The sequence below is a fragment of the Holophaga foetida DSM 6591 genome, assembly GCF_000242615.2.
Taxonomy (GTDB): Bacteria; Acidobacteriota; Holophagae; order Holophagales; family Holophagaceae; genus Holophaga; species Holophaga foetida.
This window is the reverse complement of the sequence record NZ_KI912269.1, coordinates 312,490-329,759: the sequence shown is the minus strand read 5'-3', so window position 1 is coordinate 329,759 and position 17,270 is coordinate 312,490. Positions and strand designations below refer to the sequence as shown.

Annotated in this window: 16 protein-coding genes and 1 riboswitch; of the genes, 3 read left to right on the top strand and 13 right to left on the bottom strand. The window is 64.1% G+C overall.

What is annotated here, in order from left to right:
• Positions 1 to 18: 18 nt before the first annotated feature.
• From HOLFODRAFT_RS0216890 to HOLFODRAFT_RS0216835, 12 genes are all read right to left on the bottom strand, one after another.
• A complete protein-coding gene (locus HOLFODRAFT_RS0216890) occupies positions 19 to 837 on the bottom strand; it encodes a MipA/OmpV family protein (protein ID WP_005033483.1) in 819 nt (272 codons plus the stop codon).
• A complete protein-coding gene (locus HOLFODRAFT_RS0216885; protein WP_005033486.1) occupies positions 834 to 2,228 on the bottom strand; it encodes an efflux transporter outer membrane subunit in 1,395 nt (464 codons plus the stop codon). The genes HOLFODRAFT_RS0216890 and HOLFODRAFT_RS0216885 overlap by 4 nt, the downstream gene beginning before the upstream one ends.
• Positions 2,225 to 3,166, bottom strand: a complete 942-nt coding sequence (locus HOLFODRAFT_RS0216880) for an efflux RND transporter periplasmic adaptor subunit (protein ID WP_005033488.1) — start codon at positions 3,164 to 3,166, stop codon at positions 2,225 to 2,227. The genes HOLFODRAFT_RS0216885 and HOLFODRAFT_RS0216880 overlap by 4 nt, the downstream gene beginning before the upstream one ends.
• 193 nt (positions 3,167 to 3,359) lie before the next feature.
• A complete protein-coding gene (locus tag HOLFODRAFT_RS0216875) occupies positions 3,360 to 4,067 on the bottom strand; it encodes an ABC transporter ATP-binding protein (RefSeq protein WP_005033490.1) in 708 nt (235 codons plus the stop codon).
• A gap of 3 nt (positions 4,068 to 4,070) precedes the next feature.
• On the bottom strand, positions 4,071 to 5,234 hold the full coding sequence (locus HOLFODRAFT_RS0216870) for an ABC transporter permease (RefSeq protein ID WP_005033492.1): 1,164 nt from the start codon (positions 5,232 to 5,234) through the stop codon (positions 4,071 to 4,073).
• A 160-nt stretch (positions 5,235 to 5,394) separates the two neighbouring features.
• Positions 5,395 to 6,126: a hypothetical protein gene (locus HOLFODRAFT_RS25140; protein ID WP_005033494.1), complete on the bottom strand. Its 732-nt coding sequence runs from the start codon at positions 6,124 to 6,126 to the stop codon at positions 5,395 to 5,397.
• A 132-nt stretch (positions 6,127 to 6,258) separates the two neighbouring features.
• Positions 6,259 to 7,212: a PstS family phosphate ABC transporter substrate-binding protein gene (locus tag HOLFODRAFT_RS0216860; protein ID WP_005033496.1), complete on the bottom strand. Its 954-nt coding sequence runs from the start codon at positions 7,210 to 7,212 to the stop codon at positions 6,259 to 6,261.
• A gap of 78 nt (positions 7,213 to 7,290) precedes the next feature.
• The gene (gene aat, locus HOLFODRAFT_RS0216855; RefSeq protein ID WP_005033499.1) at positions 7,291 to 7,968 is read right to left on the bottom strand and encodes a leucyl/phenylalanyl-tRNA--protein transferase; all 678 of its coding nucleotides are present in this window, start codon (positions 7,966 to 7,968) and stop codon (positions 7,291 to 7,293) included.
• An 11-nt stretch (positions 7,969 to 7,979) separates the two neighbouring features.
• Positions 7,980 to 8,942: a PstS family phosphate ABC transporter substrate-binding protein gene (locus tag HOLFODRAFT_RS21985; RefSeq protein ID WP_005033503.1), complete on the bottom strand. Its 963-nt coding sequence runs from the start codon at positions 8,940 to 8,942 to the stop codon at positions 7,980 to 7,982.
• 86 nt (positions 8,943 to 9,028) lie between these two features.
• Positions 9,029 to 10,066, bottom strand: coding sequence for a nicotinate-nucleotide--dimethylbenzimidazole phosphoribosyltransferase (gene cobT / locus HOLFODRAFT_RS0216845; RefSeq protein WP_005033506.1), 1,038 nt, complete (start codon positions 10,064 to 10,066; stop codon positions 9,029 to 9,031).
• A 38-nt stretch (positions 10,067 to 10,104) separates the two neighbouring features.
• A riboswitch (cobalamin riboswitch) is annotated at positions 10,105 to 10,272 on the bottom strand.
• 34 nt (positions 10,273 to 10,306) lie between these two features.
• Positions 10,307 to 10,918 carry a hypothetical protein gene (locus tag HOLFODRAFT_RS0216840; RefSeq protein ID WP_148300522.1) on the bottom strand — a complete coding sequence of 204 codons (612 nt, stop codon included), beginning with the start codon at positions 10,916 to 10,918 and terminating at the stop codon, positions 10,307 to 10,309.
• Positions 10,919 to 11,038: 120 nt separating this feature from the next.
• On the bottom strand, positions 11,039 to 11,272 hold the full coding sequence (locus tag HOLFODRAFT_RS0216835; protein ID WP_005033511.1) for a zinc finger Ran-binding domain-containing protein: 234 nt from the start codon (positions 11,270 to 11,272) through the stop codon (positions 11,039 to 11,041).
• A gap of 95 nt (positions 11,273 to 11,367) precedes the next feature.
• Here HOLFODRAFT_RS0216835 and HOLFODRAFT_RS0216830 point away from each other — a divergent pair, with 95 nt between their 5' ends.
• A complete protein-coding gene (locus HOLFODRAFT_RS0216830; RefSeq protein WP_005033514.1) occupies positions 11,368 to 12,612 on the top strand; it encodes a nucleoside recognition domain-containing protein in 1,245 nt (414 codons plus the stop codon).
• Between the two features lie 391 nt (positions 12,613 to 13,003).
• Here the strand turns inward: HOLFODRAFT_RS0216830 and lepA are convergent, their stop codons facing one another.
• The gene (gene lepA, locus HOLFODRAFT_RS0216825; RefSeq protein ID WP_005033516.1) at positions 13,004 to 14,824 is read right to left on the bottom strand and encodes a translation elongation factor 4; all 1,821 of its coding nucleotides are present in this window, start codon (positions 14,822 to 14,824) and stop codon (positions 13,004 to 13,006) included.
• Positions 14,825 to 14,959: 135 nt separating this feature from the next.
• On the opposite strand from lepA, the gene HOLFODRAFT_RS0216820 reads away from it, so the two are divergent.
• The gene (locus HOLFODRAFT_RS0216820) at positions 14,960 to 15,763 is read left to right on the top strand and encodes a response regulator (RefSeq protein ID WP_026939429.1); all 804 of its coding nucleotides are present in this window, start codon (positions 14,960 to 14,962) and stop codon (positions 15,761 to 15,763) included.
• Positions 15,763 to 17,235, top strand: coding sequence for a carboxypeptidase-like regulatory domain-containing protein (locus HOLFODRAFT_RS0216815; protein ID WP_005033519.1), 1,473 nt, complete (start codon positions 15,763 to 15,765; stop codon positions 17,233 to 17,235). The genes HOLFODRAFT_RS0216820 and HOLFODRAFT_RS0216815 overlap by 1 nt, the downstream gene beginning before the upstream one ends.
• The last annotated feature ends 35 nt before the right edge of the window (positions 17,236 to 17,270 follow it).

Below are 17,270 nucleotides of genomic sequence, written 5' to 3'. Positions count from 1 at the left end.
ATGCCTCTGGTCAGTGACCTAGAAATGGTAGTTGATGCCCATACCTGCGGATACGGTGTTCTGCTTCCGGACCAGAGGGCTGTCTGCCGCGTTTTTCATTAGGTGACTCGCATTGACCGTGCCCATCAAGCCCCATCCTCGGCCCAGCTGGTAGCCCAGCATCAATCCCAATCCCGCATCGCGGAGCCCGCCACCGGGGTGGTATTCCCTTCCCTCATCCCCCCTCAGGCGGGTATCGCCAGCGGCGATCATGGCCTGGCGTTTGGCGGCCTGGGTGGAGTCCACGCCGAATTCGTAAGCCATTCCCTTGCTGTCGGAAATTCCGAGCGAGGCCTGTGCGCCCATCAGCCAACGCGGGCCCAAGGGCAGATGGCTGCCCAGGTTGAGCTTGAAGCGGTTGCCTGCCTCCCCATAGAGGCCATGGGCTCCGGCAATCCCCATTTCAAGGGGGCCCAGACGATAATGGACAGCTGTCCCGGCCCAGATGCTACCGGTCTGGTTGCCCATTCCCGCCAGGACATTCGCCAGGCTTTCCTTGCGTCCCTCCATGTAGCCCACGCCAAAATCCCAGGAAAGCGGGCCCTTTTCCAGGGCACGCACAGCCAGTCCCAGTCCCAGAACTGCCGGGTTGCTTCCTATGAACAGCTTCCTGTCATAGCTGGCCTTGAGGAAAGGGAGGACCCGCCTGGACTGTTGGTCAGAACCAGGGCTGGCGGGTGCGGCAAGCCCCATGGCGCCTAGGCTGATGTCCCAACCTCTACGGGGAGGCGGTGGTCCGGCGGGAGCGTCCTCCGCCGCGAGGAGAGCGGGCAGGAGGGCGATGAGAATGATCCTCATACGGCTTTCCAGCCGCCGCCGAGGGCCTTGTAGAGGGCCACCATGTCCGTGAGAAGCCTGGCTTTGGACTGGCTCAGACTGCTCTGGGCGGTGTGCAGGGAGGTCTGGGCCGTGAGGACGTCCAGGAAGCTGGTGAGGCCCCGTCGATAGCGTTCCTGGGCGAGGCTGAGGGCCTCCTGGTTGTGGCGAAGGGAATCCTCCAGGCTCTGGTGGCGTCCTTTTTCCGCGTAGTAGCTGGTCAGGGCGTTTTCCACATCCTCCAGGGCGGTGTGGTAGGAAGCCTGGAAGGCGGCCAGTTTCTCTTCGTAGACGGCCTGCTTCTGGGCCACCTCGGCCTTGACCTGCCCCCGGTTGAAGATGGGCAGGCTGATGCCCGGAACGATGGACCAGTAGCGACTGGCGGCCTTGGTGAAGCTCGATGCCTGGAGGCTCTGGAGCCCCAGGCCCAGGGTGAGGTCGAACTTGGGATAGAGATCGGCCTTGGCCACCCCCACATCCGCCATGGCGGCGGCCAGGTTGCGCTCGGCCTTGCGCAGGTCGGGGCGGCGGGAGAGGAGTTCCGAAGGAAGCCCCGTGGCGATGAGCCCCTGGGCTGAGGGAAGCGCGCTGCTCTGGGAGAGCTCGCCCGCCAGGGCCGTGGGTTCCTGACCGAGCAGGATGCCCAGTCGGTGGATGGACTGCTTGACGGAGGCCTCCAGGGAGGGGATCTCAGAGGAGGTGGTGGAGAGCTGGGCCTTGGCCTGGGCCACATCCAGGTAGCTGGTGAGCCCCAGGCGGTATCGCTCCTCCGTGACCTCGGCGGTCTGGCGCTGGGATTCGGCATTCTGCCGGGTGATCTCCAGCAGGGCCTGATTGCTGCGCAGGGCGATGTAGTTGGTGGCCACATCCCCCTGGAGGGTGAGGATCACATCCCCCAGATCCTCCACGCTGGCCTCCAGGCGGGCCTGGGCGGCCTCCCGGGCCTTCCGCTTGCCGCCGAACAGGTCAAGCTCCCAGGTGGCGTCGAAGCCTGCCTGGTAGAGGCTGGTGGTGGGCGTTGCGTAGCCGTAGGCGTTGTCGCTGGTGTTGCTGCGGGTGCCGGAGGCGGTGGCATTCACCGCAGGCCATTGGTCGGCCTTGGCGCTGCCCAGGGTGGCACGGGCCTGGAGAACCCTGGCCTGGGCCTGCTGGATGCTCAGGCTGCCCTGGATGGCGCGGCTCAAGAGGGTGTCCAGGGTCGGATCCCCGAAAGCCTTCCACCAGGCGTTGCTCTCCAGGCCCTTGGCCTCGGTGGTACTGCCCTGGCTGAACTTGGCGGGGATTTCCAGCTTGGGTTTCTGGTAGGTGGTCTGGACCTTGCAGCCCGTGAGGAGCAGGGCCACACCCAGCGAGGCAGGGAGGAGGGGTTTCACTTCTGGCCTCCTTCAGGGGTCTCAATGAAGACGTCCATCTGCTGCCCCACGTAGACCGGCAGGGCGCTCCGCTCGAAGCTGTAGATCACCTGGAGGACCCGGGTATCCACCCGCTCACTGCTGCTGCCGGTGAGGGAGGTTTTGGGGGTGACGTAGGGCTCCACCCTGGCGAAGGTCACTGCGGCCTTGATGTCCCGGTTCCCTCGCAGGAAGGCCGTGGCCCGGGTCCCGGGCTTGAAGCGCCAGGCGTCGTTCTCATCGATATCCACCCGGATGTGGAGCTGCTCCAGGCTGCCGAGGCGGACCAGGGGGGTGTCCAGGACTCCTGTGGCGGCGTATTCCCCGGGGCGCACGTTCACCTGGAGCACCTCGCCCGCCATGGGAGCGCGTACCGTCAAACGCTCCAGGGCGGACTGGGTGGTGGCCAGGTTGGCCCTGGCATATTGGACCGCCGCCCGGGCGCTCTGGACCTTGGCGTCCCCGAGGATTGCGGCATTCTGGCGCTTCTGGATGTCGTCCACGCTCACGGCGGAACCCTTGGCATCCTTCACCAGGGCGAACTGGGCGGCGGTGTCCTTCTGGGAGGCCAGGGCCTCCTGGAGGGCGGCCTCGGCCTTGGCCAGATCCCCCTGCTTGACCGCCATATCCGCGCGCTGCTCCCGATCATCGATCTGGAAGAGGGACTGGCCAGCCTTGACCTTGTCTCCAACCTTGACGGAGACAAGCTTGACGATGCCGGGCAGGGATGTGCCGATGCTGATGTTGTCGTTGCTGGCCTCCACGAGACCCGCGCCTCCGAGGTAGGAGGTGTACGGGGCCTCGGCGGGTTGGGCGATGGGGATGGCCGCAGGCTTCTTGGTGTTGGAGCGCAGGGCGACGGCTGTGGCGAACAGCAGTCCGACGCCGGCGACGATGGGGAGGATTTTGGGTTTCTTCATGGGAGACCTCTCGATTACAAAGCTGAAAAGATCACGCCAGAGGCACAGAGGAAGGCTGTGCTCCGGGGCTCGGGTGGTTGGCGGGGTGATGGGGGCCGCAGGGGGTTTGCGCAGTCGGAACAACCAGACTGGTCTTGCTTCTTGCTTTTCCTCTGCGCCCTCTCTTTTCCATCTCTGCGCCCTCCGCGTTGACTCAGTTGTCTTTCGCCGCCCGGGCTTCCACCCGTTCGATGTGGCCGTCGTCCATGTGGGCGATGCGGTCGGCGAATTCGAAGATCCGGGCGTCGTGGGTGACGATGACCAGACTGCGCTTGCCGTCCATGGCCAGACCCTTCAGGATCTCCATGACCTTGGTGCCGGTCTGGTGGTCCAGGGCGCTGGTGGGCTCATCGCAGACCACCAGCTTGGGGTCGTGGACCAGGGCCCGGGCGATGGCCACCCGCTGCTGCTGGCCGCCGGAGAGCTGGCTGGGGAGAGCGTCGATCTTGCTCTCCAGGCCAACCTCCTTCAGGCACTCCGCGGCCCGGGCCAGGGCCCTCTCACGGTTCTCTCCGTTGATGAGGAGGGGGATGGCGGTGTTCTCGGCCACCGTGAGGGTGGGGATCAGGTTGAAGGCCTGGAAGACGAAGCCGATGTGCTTGCCCCGGAAGCGGACCCGGTCGGTGGAGGGGAGCTGGCGCAGGTCCTGGCCGAAAAGGGAGCAGTTGCCTTCGGTCTGGTCCAGGATGCCCGCGATGATGGAGATGAGGGTGGTCTTGCCGCAGCCGGAGGGCCCCACGAGCATGAGAAGTTCGCCAGGGTGGACCTCCAGATCCACGCCCCGGAGGGCGTGCACCTGGGTGTCACCGGTGCCGTAGATCTTCTTGATTCCGTTGCAGAGGATTGCGGGGGTATCAGACATGGTTCAGCCCTTGAAGACGATGGCGGGTTCGAGTTTCATGACCTTGCGGATGCTGAAGAGGGCCGCCATGAGGACGATGAAGAGCACGGCGCCCCCGCTGGCGGTCAGGAGCTGCCAGTTGAGGGTCATGCTGAGATCCGTGCTATCGGCCTTCATGTAAGCGAAGAGTCCGGTGATGCCCGCCCCCAGGCCGAAGCCGATGAAGCCCACCACCAGGGCCTGGAGCAGGATCATACGCCGCAGCACGCTGTCCGGCGTGCCCATGGCCTTGAAGACCCCGAAGTGCCTCAGGTTGTCGAGGGTGAAGTTGTAGAAGATCTGCCCCGTGACGGCGGCCCCGACGATGAAGCCCACCAGCACGACGAAGCCGAAGTTCACGATGATGCTGGTGTGGTTGATCATGAAATCCAGGTTCTTGGCCTTGAACTCCTCGGAGGTGAGGGCCATCAGCCCGGTCTCCTTGGTGATGCGCCGGGCCACCGCTTCCGGAGTCTCCCCGTCCTGGGTCTTGGCCAGGACATAGGTCATCATTTTCCGCTCGCTCGTGGCATAGCTTTTGGCCCGGGTGTAGGTCGTGTAGATGGTGGGCTGGGAGGCGAAGGTCTGGGTGGCCTGGGCGATGCCCACCACCACCGCGCGCTTGTCGTTGATCTCCAGGGTGTCTCCCACCGTGAGGGGGGTCGACTTGCCTCCGGGAATGGCCGATGGCTTGGCCAGACGTCCCTCGGCCCCCGCCTTGTCCACGATGATGCTGTCCGGCTGGCGGAGGTCCTCCAGCCTCCCCTTGAGGAGCTTGGTCGGGCCACCGATGAGGGTCGCGTCATCCATGCCCTGTATGACGGACTGGACCGTTTCGCCGTTGGACATCCTCACCTTCTGGGAGCCCCGGTAGAAGGGCAGGGCCCAGGCGACGCCCTTCACGCCCCGAACCCGGTACATCTGGGTGTCCATCATGGGCTTGGCGTCATCCACGCTCTTCACCATGGGGTCCATGACCCAGAGGTCCGGCCCGGACATGTCCGTGATGAGCCCGTTGACGGTCTTGAGGATGGAGATCATGATCCCCGGTTGGTTGATCATCAGGACGGAGGCCAGGGCGATGCCGATGACGATGCCGAGGTACTTCCCCCGGTCTCCGAAGAGCATTTTCAATGCGACCCGAAACACGGCAGATCCTTTCCTTGGGATGGGGCTTGGTTCTCGTAAGACTACGAATCCCATCCTAGGAATGGCTTGGAAGCCCCGGCACCCCCCTGTTTCCAGTGGCAGGGGCGCATGGACGAACTGCAGTCCCCGATGGATGAACGGCTGACTTGCCGTTCATCCATCAGGGACGAAGAACCGCGAACTCCTGCCTGACCGCTTCGGCACAATCCGGGCAGATGCCGTGGGTGAACTCGGCCTCGCTGTGGGCCTGGATGTAGCTCTCGACCTGTTCCCAGTAGCCGCCGTCGTTCCGGATCTTCTTGCAATGGGCGCATATGGGGATGAGGCCGCCGAGGGTCTGGACCTGCTGGAGGGCTTGGCGCAGGTCCTGGAGGGTCTGGCGCTGACGCTCCAAACGCCGCAACAGGGCGATATTCATGCGGGAGAAGAGATGCTGGAGGCAGAAGGCCAGGACGCCCGCCAGGACGATATCGAAGAGCCATGTGGCCGTTCCCGTCCAGCCAGCCACGTGGGTGGCCAGGGAAAGCCAGACGGCGAGCAGGATGCACTGGAACGCAGCCAGGAAAACGCGGCGCTGCAGTACCCCCCCGCTCACCAGGGAGACCAGCAACGTGCCGGCTGTCTCCTGGATCCGACCGTAGAGCCAGAGTTGGGTGCCCGTGACCCCGAGGCCGAGGACCATCAATCCGAAGGCTACCCATTCGGCGTTGCGGATCCGGTTCCGCATGCGCTTCAGCAGCCAGGCGAAGGCCAGAAGGATACAGGCCCAGACCCCGGCATGGAGCGCCAATTTGGACATGGGCCCAGGTCCGGGAATGCCGCTCAGGCGCCAGGGCACCATGCAGGCGAGGAAAGCCGCCACAGCGAGTGCAGCGGTGTGAAGACCGCGCATACGCTGGATCTCCATCCTTCGTCTTGCGTCCATAAGCATTCCCGGAGCATGCGCCCCTGCACCTCTACCTCAAGTCTTCCCGCAACTCAGCTCTCTCGCCTGTCTGACTGGGGGCGAGGAAAACACGGGGGATCAGTTTTCCAGCCGCCTCAGACCCATGGAGGCCAAGTTTTCGGGAATCGAGACGAATCCGCTGGCGGGGACTAGCCTCTGGCCTTCCCTGGAGAGTACGAAGGTCATGAAGCTCTTGATCGCTGGGTCAAGAGGCTTCCGGGTGGGCTTGTTGATGTAGAAGTAGAGGACCCGCCCCAGGGGGTAGGAACCATCGGCAACTGCGGTCTGGCTTGCTTCGACAGCGTTTTTCCCGCCCTTGGAAATCAGGGGGATGGCCTTCAGCTCAGAATAGGTCTGGCTGATGGACCCATAACCAATGGCGGCCTGATTGGCCATGAGACTTTCGATCATGGCCATGATGTCGCTACCCCGTTTGGTGTCGGACTTTCCCCTGCCTCCCAGTTCGACAACTTCCTTGAAGAAGTTACGGGTGCCTGAGCCTTCAGGGTGGCCCCAGCGCTCAATGGGGCGGGAGGCCCAGTTCCCGGATGTGAGCCCCAGATCTCCCCAGGTCTCGACATCCTTTGGCCAGCCCTGGAGCCGTGTCGTGCTGAAAATCGCGTCCAGCTGCTCGATCTTGATTTCCTTGATGGGGTTGTTCTTGTTCACCAAGGCTACGAGGGCGTCCATGGCAACGGCAATGCGGGTGGGGGGGTAGCCCCACTTGGCTGTGAACGCGGCAACCTCTGCCTCGGACATCTCTTTAGCGCAGGGCGCGATCGGAGTCTGGCCCTCGATAAAGGCCTTTACCGTAACGGAATTCATGGTTGAACGATGGTTGACCCTGAACAAGGGGTGGTTCTGCTGGTACGCGTTTCTCCAATTCAGGAAAAGGGGTTCGACCAGCTCCGCGACCACCACTGAGAGCTCACCCGATTCCTGTGTGGCCTGTTGGGCCATCAGGGGGTGGCTCCCTGAGAAGACACCGAGCAAGCCTGCCGTCAGGGCCAAGGATAGTGACATGCTGCGCATGAATGCCTCCAGAGACATGAAGTATGATTGTGTCCCCACGGCCTTGGGAAGGCTATGTAATAAAGTGTGAGGAAATCCTCATGCCCGGCTCCATCCGGCCCCGCCAGGGAGTCGTGCTTTCTCCAGGTGATTCATGTATTCCATGCGGCTGATGGTTCGGGCACCCAGAGCGGTCAGGTTGTCATTGGGCAACTGGCCGTCGATGAATTGGAAGCCCCGGATCCACAGCCGTTCGCAAAGGGCCTGGAAGGCGGCCCGGCTGGCGTAGTCCTCAAGGGAGAACATGCTCTCGCCGCAGAACGCCGCTCCAACGGCCAGGCCGTATAGCCCCCCGACGAGACGGCCTCCCCTGTAAGCTTCCACGGAGTGGGCGTGGCCCAGGTGGTGCAGGGCCGAATAAGCATCCTGCATCCCGGGGGTGATCCAGGTCCCACCCTGATCCTGGCGGGGGACTTCGGCACAATGCCGGATCACCTCCTGGAAGCGGGTGTCCCAGCGGATCTCGAAGGCGCAGGATCGGAGGGCCCGCAGTGTGCGCCTTGAGAACCGCTCATCCCCCGGGAGGAAGATGGCCCGCTTCGGAGGGGACCACCAGAGGATGGGACTGTCCGCGCCGTACCAGGGAAAGATGCCCTGGGTGTACGCCAGCAACAGCCGCTCTGGCTTCAGATCTCCACCCACCGCCAGGAGGCCATCGGGGTCTGCCTGGCGGGGGTCTGGGAACTGGAGGGCGTCGGTGAGCTGGAAGACCGGCATGGCGTAGGGTATCAGTTCTCCAGCCGCCTGAGGCCAAGGGTCACCAGATCCTCGGGGAGGGGGACAAATCCGCATGTGGAAACCAGCTTCTGACCCTCCGGGGAGAGGGCGAAGAGGAGGAACCACTTGAACATGGGGATCATCGGCTTGCGGAGGGGCTTGTTCACATAGATGTAGAGAACCCGCCCCAGGGGGTAGGACCCGTCGGCCACCGTGGCCGGGGTGGCCTCGACGGCCTCCTTTCCACCTTTGGGGACCAGGGGGATGGCCTTGAGGCTGGAATAGGCCTGGCACATGGAGCTGTAGCCGATGGCGGCCTGGTTGGCCATGAGGCTTTCTATCATGGTCATGATGTCCTCGCCGTGCTTCGTACCGGGCTTGTTACGGCCTTCCAGTTCCACCGTTTCGCGGAAGAATGCACCGGTGCCCGAGCCTTCGGGATGGCCCCAGCGTTCAATGGGGCGGGATGCCCAGTTGCCACCCGTGAGGCCGAGATCACCCCATGTCGCGACATCTTTATGGGAGCCCTGGAAACGGGTGGTGCTGTAGATGGCGTCCAATTGCTCGAGGCGGATCTCCTTGATGGGGTTGTTCTTGTTCGTCAAGGCCACCAGGGCGTCCATGGCAACGGCGATGCGGGTGGGGGGGTAGCCCCACTTGGCCGTGAATTCCGCGATCTCCTCGTTGGTCATCTCCTTGTCGCAGAGGCCGATGGGGGCTGTCCCTTCCAGGAAGGCCCGGATGACCTTTGAATTCATGATCGCCCGATGGGCACCCTTGAAGGTCGGCTGCTGCTGTCTCTGGAAGGTGTCCCTCCAGGCGATGAAAAGGGGCTCCATGAACTCAGCCATGGAGATGGCCTGGGCGTCGATGGGGGCAATGGCGGCGGGTTCCTGGGCTGCGAGGGTGGGGCGGGCCTGGCCCAGCCCCAGCAAAACGCCCAGCAGGGCGATGAGTAATCGCGTGTATCGCATAGAGACGCTCCGTGAATCGAGATTTTTTTCACTATAATCTCTTCTCACGGAGGGGCGTCTTTTATTCTGCTCAGATGTGGATTGGATCACACGGCGGTGCTGACTCCGGCTCCGGAGAAGGTGAGCATTTCCCGCATGATGGCGCAGGCGCTGCGGAGGACGGGGACGGACATGGCAGCGCCGGTGCCCTCGCCCAGGCGGAAACCCAGATCCAGGATCGGCTCCTTGCCGAGCTTCTCCAGGAGCTTGGTGGCCCCGGGCTCGGCGCTGCGATGGGACCAGACCATGAAGTCCTTGACCTTGGGGTCGAGGGCCATGGCCAGGCAGGCGGCGGCGCCAGCGATGTAGCCGTCCACGATCACCGCCCAGCCTCGGGAGGCGGCGGCCAGCATGGCGCCGGCCATGGCGCCGAACTCCGTTCCGCCCACGGCGGCCAGGACGCCGATGGGGTCCTTGGGGTCGGGGCGGTGCTTTTCGATCACCTGACGGATGACCTTCCGCTTGTTCTCCAGGGCGCTGCCCTGGACCCCGGTGCCTGGGCCCGTGGCCGCATCAGAATCAACTCCCGTGAAGACGCTGGTCAGGATGGCCGCCACGGCGGAGTTGGCGATGCCCACCTCTCCCACGCCCAGCAGGGCGAAGGGGTGCTGGGGCAGGGCCATCACCATGTCGATGCCCACCTGGAGGCAGGCCTCGGCCTGCTCCCGGCTCATGACCGGACCGGCCAAGGGGTCGCCGGTGCCCCGCATCACGTTGCGCTGGACCACCTTGGGATGCTCGCAGGGTACGGCCACGCCCACATCCACGATGGCGTGGTGGACGCGGTTGGCGCGGCAGAGGACGTTGATGGCAGCGCCGCCCAGGGCCATGTTGACGACCATCTGGGGGGTGACCTCCTGGGGAAATGCACTGACGCCATGCTTGGCGATGCCGTGATCGCCGCCGAAGGTGAAGATGTAGGCCTCGGGATCATCGATCTTGATGGATCCCGCGATCCAGGCCATCTGGTTGCCCAGGGCCTCCAGGCGGCCCAGGCTGCCCTGGGGTTTGGCGAGGTCGTCCTGGTGGGCCTGGATGGCAGTCTTCTTGGCAGGGTCCAGGTTGGGAAGAACAGGTAATTGCATCGTATGCTCCTTCTCGCTCCCGCGGCGAGGGATGGGGGCCGGTCTCCGGACTCGCGCGCGACAGGTGAGTGGGCACCTCCCTCGCCTTCCCAGGATGCATCCCAGTGGCTTGGGTCAGAGTCTCCCGGCTGGGCCGGGGCGCTTACCGTTGCGGGGCAGTGCAGGCATTCCACCTGCTTCCCGGCTTCGGGGTTGATTTGACCCTATGGTTTCACGGAGCGGCCTCTGCAGGCAAGGTGGTCAGACCAGATTGATCCCGCCGCGTCCCAGAAGCCGCTGCCACTCCTGATCTTCCATCACCTCGAAGGGGCCGGAATCCCCTCCCAGGAAGAGCAGGCTCTCGCTGGAGAGGCGCACGGGGATGCCCCGGTCCTGGCAGCCCCGGAGAACCTGGACGGCGGTGGGATCCTCAAGGAGGTCGATGCCCTGGTGGGCCAGCCCGATCCAGGGGATCTCCCTGCTCAGGGTCTGGAGCACCCCCAGGAGCAGGCGGCGACCCAGGGCTGGATCGCCGGGGGTGAAGGCGCTGCGCAGGAGGAGGATCGGTTTATGCGCTGGGGCAACGGGGATTGCCAGCGGAGGGGGGACTGGCAGGGGAATGGCGACTGGCGGCGGGTGTGGAATCCTTGCTTCCGTGGACGCCACATCCAGCTGCCAGAGCGAACCATGGCGCCGGGACTCCACGCGCCGCCCGCTGCGTTCGAGGATTCTCAGCAGGTTGTGGCGGATCATCTCATCCGGCCCGAGCAGGATCTGGATCGGGTCGAGTGGGTGCTGACTCAGGGCCGCCTGCAGCTCCATCACCGCCTGGCTGACGGTGACATCAAGGAGTTCCAGAGTCAGGGTTTCCATGGAGGGAGTGTACCGAAAACGCACCCCGAAGGGCGCGTTTTCGCGGTAGAACCCCATTTACTTCAAGGGTTCGGACCTCTCCCGGGAGGCCGTGGGCCTGGCCCGGGTCGCGATTCCGCGCTAACCCCTGAAAAGTGGTGCGCTGCAGCTCCGGCAATGGGTCAGGTGATGGGGATTCCGCTTGCCGCAGTGGGGGCAGACCAGATCCCGCTTCCGGCGGCGCAGCGCGAGTCGCAGGTACAGCACGCCCAGAATGATCACCAGCAGGATGCCCTTCTGCAGCCCCGAGAACGCAAAGCCAGAAGGGCTCGCTGGGGTGGGCTGGGGGGATTCGGTGATCTGTACCGTCTGCATGGCTACAGGATGCCACCGCCCAGGGGAAGGTGGCATCCTGTCGCTGACCATGGCGCTATGACAAGTGCCAGGGAGAGCGATAGACTGACTGCCGCGTGCTCAATTTCATCTGGATCGCCTTCATTCTCATCGGTTTCCTCGCTGCGCTGGGGCAGGCGCTGCATGGGGATCTCGAAGTCTTCTCCCGGGTTCTCGCGGGCCTCTTTGATTCGGCCAGGACCGGTTTCGATATCTCCCTCGGCCTGGTGGGCGTGATGAGCCTGTGGCTAGGCCTCATGAAGGTCGGTGAAGGTGCCGGGATCATCCAGCTCTTCGGGCGGGCACTCGGACCCTTCTTCCGCCGCATCTTTCCGGATGTGCCGACCGGTCATCCGGCCATCGGCAGCATGGTCATGAACTTCTCGGCCAACATGCTCGGCCTCGACAACGCGGCGACACCCCTTGGTCTCAAGGCCATGGGCGAGCTTCAGGAGCTCAACCCGAAGAAGGACACGGCGAGCAATCCGATGATCATGTTCATGGTCCTCAATACGGCGGGCATCACCCTGATTCCCACCTCGGTGATCGCCATCCGTGCCAGTCTCGCTGTGAAACAGGGGCTCACGGGCTTCAACGCCGCCGACATCTTCCTGCCGACCCTGCTGGCGACCTTCATCTCCTTCACCACCGGTCTCGTCACCGTGGCCCTCTGGCAGCGCATCAGCCTCTTCAGCCGCCCGGTGCTCGCCGCCTACGGTGGCTTCTGCGGCCTGTTGGCGGCCCTCTACCTCGGGCTCCACCGCCTGTCGCCGGAGCGGATGGCCCAGGTGATCGGGCTCCTGGGGAGCGGGCTGATCGTGTCGATCATCGTCCTCTTCATCGCCGTGGCCGCCCTGCGCCGGATCGACGCCTACGAAGCCTTTGTGGAAGGCGCCAAGGAGGGCTTCGGGGTGGCGGTGAAGATCATCCCGTACCTGGTGGCCATGCTCGCCGCCATTTCGGTCTTCCGCACTACAGGCTGCATGGGGTACGTGATTGAGGGGATCCGCGCCGCCGTGGTCGCCCTGGGCCTAAACAGCGACTTTGTGCCAGCCCTGCCCGTGGGCCTAATGAAGACCCTGAGCGGCAGCGGTGCCCGGGGGCTGATGGTGGATGTGATGACCACGTACGGCGTGGGTTCCTTCCAGGGCAGGCTCGCCGCCATCATCCAGGGCTCCACCGAGACCACCTTCTATGTCCTGGCGGTCTACTTCGGCAGCGTGAACGTCACCCGGACCCGCTACGCCCTCGCCTGCGGCCTGATCGCCGACGCGGTGGGGCTGGTGGGCGCCATTGGCATCGCGTACCTGTTCTACCGCTGAGCAGCTCCGCTGTGCGGGGCTGCTCAGCAGAACCCGATTATCGGTTCGCTTCAGCCAAACCCGAGGGGCTAGGAAGGCCTTTGGCAGGCATCGAAAAACAACGAATTAGCTGGGATGCAAAGGATGAACAGGATAAAGGAATCAGCGGGCAACGATGGCTCACAAAGGCGATCTGGCCCGCCCCGCGATGCGGGGGCGCGCGGCAAAGCCGCACGCGTTCAGGAAGGGCAAGGGGGCTGTGGCACGTAGGCGTGCCTACGCCCCCTTGCCCTTCCTGAACCTGGCCAGAGCGCCGAGCCTCCTGTCAGCGGCTTTTCATCCCTTTCATCCTGGGCATCCCAGCTCATGTCTTTTTCGGCTGAGCAAAGCCGATAATTGGGCAGCAGAATGGCTACTCGTCCCCGACCTTGAGGATCGCCAGGAAGGCTTCCTGGGGGATATCCACGGAGCCGATGGACTTCATGCGCTTCTTGCCTTCCTTCTGCTTGTTCAGGAGTTTCTTCTTGCGGCTGATGTCGCCGCCGTAGCACTTGGCGAGCACGTCCTTGCGCCTCGCCTTGACGTTGGTGCGGGCGATGATCTTGGCGCCGATGGCGGCCTGGATGGCCACATCGAACATCTGCTGGGGGATGACTTCCTTCATCTTCACCGTGAGCTGCTGGCCCAGGGTCTGGCTCTTGGAGGTGTGCACCAGGACGCTCAGGGCGTCCACGGCTTCGCCGTTCACCAGGATGTCCATCTTCACAAGGCTGGATTCCCGGTATTCCTTCATGTGGTAGTCGAAGCTGGCGTAGCCCTTGGAGATGGACTTGAGCTTGTCGTAGAAGTCCAGCACCACTTCGTTGAGGGGCAGTTCGTAGACCAGCATGACGCGGTCCTTGCCGACGTACTCAAGGCGCTGCTGGATGCCCCGGCGATCCTCGCAGAGCTTGAGCAGGCCGCCCACGAAATCCGGACGGGTGAGGATGGTGGCCTCGATGATGGGCTCTTCGATGCGGTCGATCTTAGGGAGGGCCGGCAGCTTGGCGGGGTTGTCCACGTCGATCTGGGTGCCGTCGGTCTGGAAGACGTGGTAGCGCACCGAGGGGGCCGTGGTGATGAGGTCCAGGTTGTACTCCCGCTCCAGGCGCTCCTGCACAATCTCCATGTGGAGCAGGCCCAGGAAGCCGCAGCGGAAGCCGAAGCCCAGGGCCTGGGAGGTCTCGGGCTCGTAGTGGAAGGAGCTGTCGTTGAGCCGCAGCTTGTCCATGGCGTCCCGCAGGTCCTCGTAGTCGTCGCTCATAGTGGGGAAGATCCCGGCGAAGACCACGGGCTGAAGCTCTTTGAAGCCCTTCAGCATGACGGTGGATGGCTTGGTGTTGTGGGTGAGGGCGTGGGTGATGGTGTCGCCCACCTTCACGTCCGCCAGTTGCTTGATGCTGCCCGTGAGGTAGCCCACTTCGCCCACGCCGAGCTCGTCCACCTTGGTCATCTTGGGGCTGAATACGCCGATCTCGTCTGCCCGGTACTGATTGCCGGTGCTCATGAACTGGAACTGCTGCCCAGTCTTGAGGGTGCCATTCACGACTCGGATCAGGCTCACTACGCCCCGGTAGGCGTCGTAGTAGCTGTCGAAGATGAGGGCCTGGAGAGGGGCACTGGCGTCCCCCTGGGGGGCCGGGACATATTTGATGATGTTCTCCAGCACCTGCTCGCAGTTCTGGCCGGTCTTGGCGCTGATGTTGACGGCGTGCTCGGTGTCCACCAGCCCGATGACCTGATCGATCTCTTCCAGCACCCGCTCGGGCTCCGAGGAGGGCAGGTCGGTCTTGTTGAGGACCGGGAAGATCTCCAGCTCGTTTTCCAGGGCCAGGTAAGTGTTGGCCAGGGTCTGGGCCTCCACGCCCTGGGTGGAGTCCACCACCAGGATGGCCCCCTCGCAGGCCGCCAGGGAGCGGCTGACTTCATACGTGAAGTCCACATGCCCGGGGGTGTCGATGAGGTTCAGGGTGTAGGTCTGGCCGTCCTGGGCAGGGTACTTGAGGGTGACGGCGTGGGCCTTGATGGTGATGCCCCGCTCCCGCTCCAGGTCCATGTCATCCAATATCTGGGCCTGCATCTCCCGCTGGCTGATGGTGTGGGTCAGCTCCAGCAGGCGATCCGCCAGGGTCGACTTGCCATGGTCGATATGGGCGATGATGGAGAAATTCCGGATGAGTTTGGGATCGGTCACGCACTACCTCGAACCGGTAATTGTATCCAAAGCCATGGGGTCCGTCCCGGATGAATCACAGAGTCCCAGGCGCAGGGTATGATGGGGCGTCGGATCTCTCTCTCCGTATCCCCCCAATATTCTTAGGTGTACCCCTTGAGTGCTTCTTCCAATCCCTACCAGATCCTTCTGGTTGATGATCTTGCTCTGTTCCGCAGATCGATGCAGGCCCGCCTGGGTGCCTTGGGGGTTCCCATCTCCTCGGTGGCCTCCGTTCCGGAGGCCCGCCTATGGATTGAGACGCAGCTCCCCTCGCTCATCCTGCTGGACGTGGTCCTGCCAGGGGTGGACGGTTTCACCTACTGCCGGGAGCTGAAGGCGGATCCTCGGACCCGTCCTGTTCCGATCATCATGCTCACGGATCTGAGGACCAACGCCTACGAGCGGAGCCTGGAGGCCGGGGCCGACGACTACCTGCCCAAGCGGGTGGATGACGCCATCATGCGGATCCGGGTGAAGCTCCATCTTCAGCTGGCTGATCTCCGAAAACGGGATGGCATGCAGCCTCCTCCCGAGCTCCCGGCCCATATCCTTCTGGCGACGCCATCTTCCATCATCCAGGCCCAGATCCCTGTCCAGTTCTCCGGAACCCATCACGCCTTCCGAGTGGTGGATGGGGCCGAAGATGTCGTTTCCGCGCTGCAATCCACTGACACTTTGGTGATCATGGACATGGCCCTGGGGATCGAGGGGGTCCAGGAAGCTCTCACCGTGCTGCGGATGGATCCGGCCACTTCCCACATTCCGGTCCTCCTGCTCATGGAGAAGGATGAGGCGGAACTGCTGGCCGGGATCGAATTCATGATCGACGATGTGATCTGGAAGCCCCTCAAGGCCCAGGTGAATCGCGCCCGTTTCATGCACTTGGTGGAACTGGGACTGCGCTCCCTCCCCCGCTGATGCGCCAGCTCCTCCTGTCCCTGATCTGCGCGGCCAGCCTGGGGCTCAACGGGGCGGCTGTGGAGGGGCGGATCACCGATGGTCAGCGAGGCCTTCCCGGTGTGCGTGTCTATCCCGCCCGGGTTCCCAGGGTGCGCATTGAGGCGCCCCTTCCGCTTGCCGTGACGGATGCCGATGGCCGCTTCCGGTTGGATCTCCCTGAGGAGGACCGGGTGCTGGTGGTTGAGAAGGAGGGGTGGCGGCGGGACTTCCTGCCCCGGCTGGAGCCTTCCTGGGTTCTCCGCCCCGCATGGGCTGGTGTCCGTTCGGCCGTGATGGTGGTCCGTCTTGATTTTGTTGACGAGCGGGCGGGTCGCTCTGACGAGGAACTCCGGCGCATCCTCTTCAGTCGCAAGCCCGGCGAAGCCAGTGTCGCCAACTACTTCTATGAGATCTCCAAGGGGGAACTGGAACTGGTGGAGGGGGAGATCCTTCATCTGACGGACACTGGGCATCCCCGTCCCCGCACGGACGCCCAGCGCCTCGCCTTGGTCGGCCGGGTGCTGGAGGCCCTGAAGGCGCGGGATCTCACGTCTTTCGATCGCATCAACAACGCCACCGGGATGCCAGGGGGCGACGGCAAGCCGGATCACCTCTGGATCATCGCCCCTGGGGCACCGGGGAATGTGACCGGGCAGGATGAGCATCTCAGCGCCAGCAGCTTCCTGAATCCCCTGCCATGGAAGCCCGCGGTCCAGTGGTCCGTGCTCTTCATGACCGAGGAGACGCCCCTGGGGATTCTGGTCCACGAAGCCATGCACGGCATGGGAGAGCATCGGGTGGACGACTTCTACATGGATCCGAAACATCCCCTCACCGCCGGGACCTGGGACGTGATGGATGCGGGGCAGTTCCGAGGGTGGGATCGCCAGCACCCCCTGGAGGGGCCCTGGCAGCAGGACATGGGCTACAGTCCCGCCCAGCCCATGGGGTGGACCCGCGCGGAACTCTGGTACCGGGGGCGTTTCAGGAATACCGTCTCCACACTCAAAATGGAGACCAGGGCCTGGGAGGGCTGGCTGGATCCCCTGGAGCGGGCGCCCGGGGCGCACCCCCAGCGTCTGCTGGTGCCGGATCCTCGCCGACGTGGTCATTTCTGGGAATTCTCCGTACGCCGCCCCTGGGGTTTCGACGGCGGCCGGGTCGGAGGGCGCTGGGGCGCGGGCTTCGAGGGGCTGCTCGTGGCCAGGATCCGTCCAGAACGCCTTTCCGTTGACGGCGGATCCCGGGGCCCTGTCCAGGTGATCGATGCGCATCCGGGCACCCCGGAACCTCCCAAGCCGCGATACCCGTGGGGCCGATGGCAGCTGGATGACGCCGCCTTCAATCTGGGGACTGGCGAGGTTGGCCACGGCCAGGACGGGCCTCTGCGGTGGAGGGTGCTGGAGATCGATGGGGCTGGCCGGATGAGGGTGGCTGTCAGGGTTCGGTAGGATTGAATGACCCCCTCGGAAGGCCTGGGGCTTTG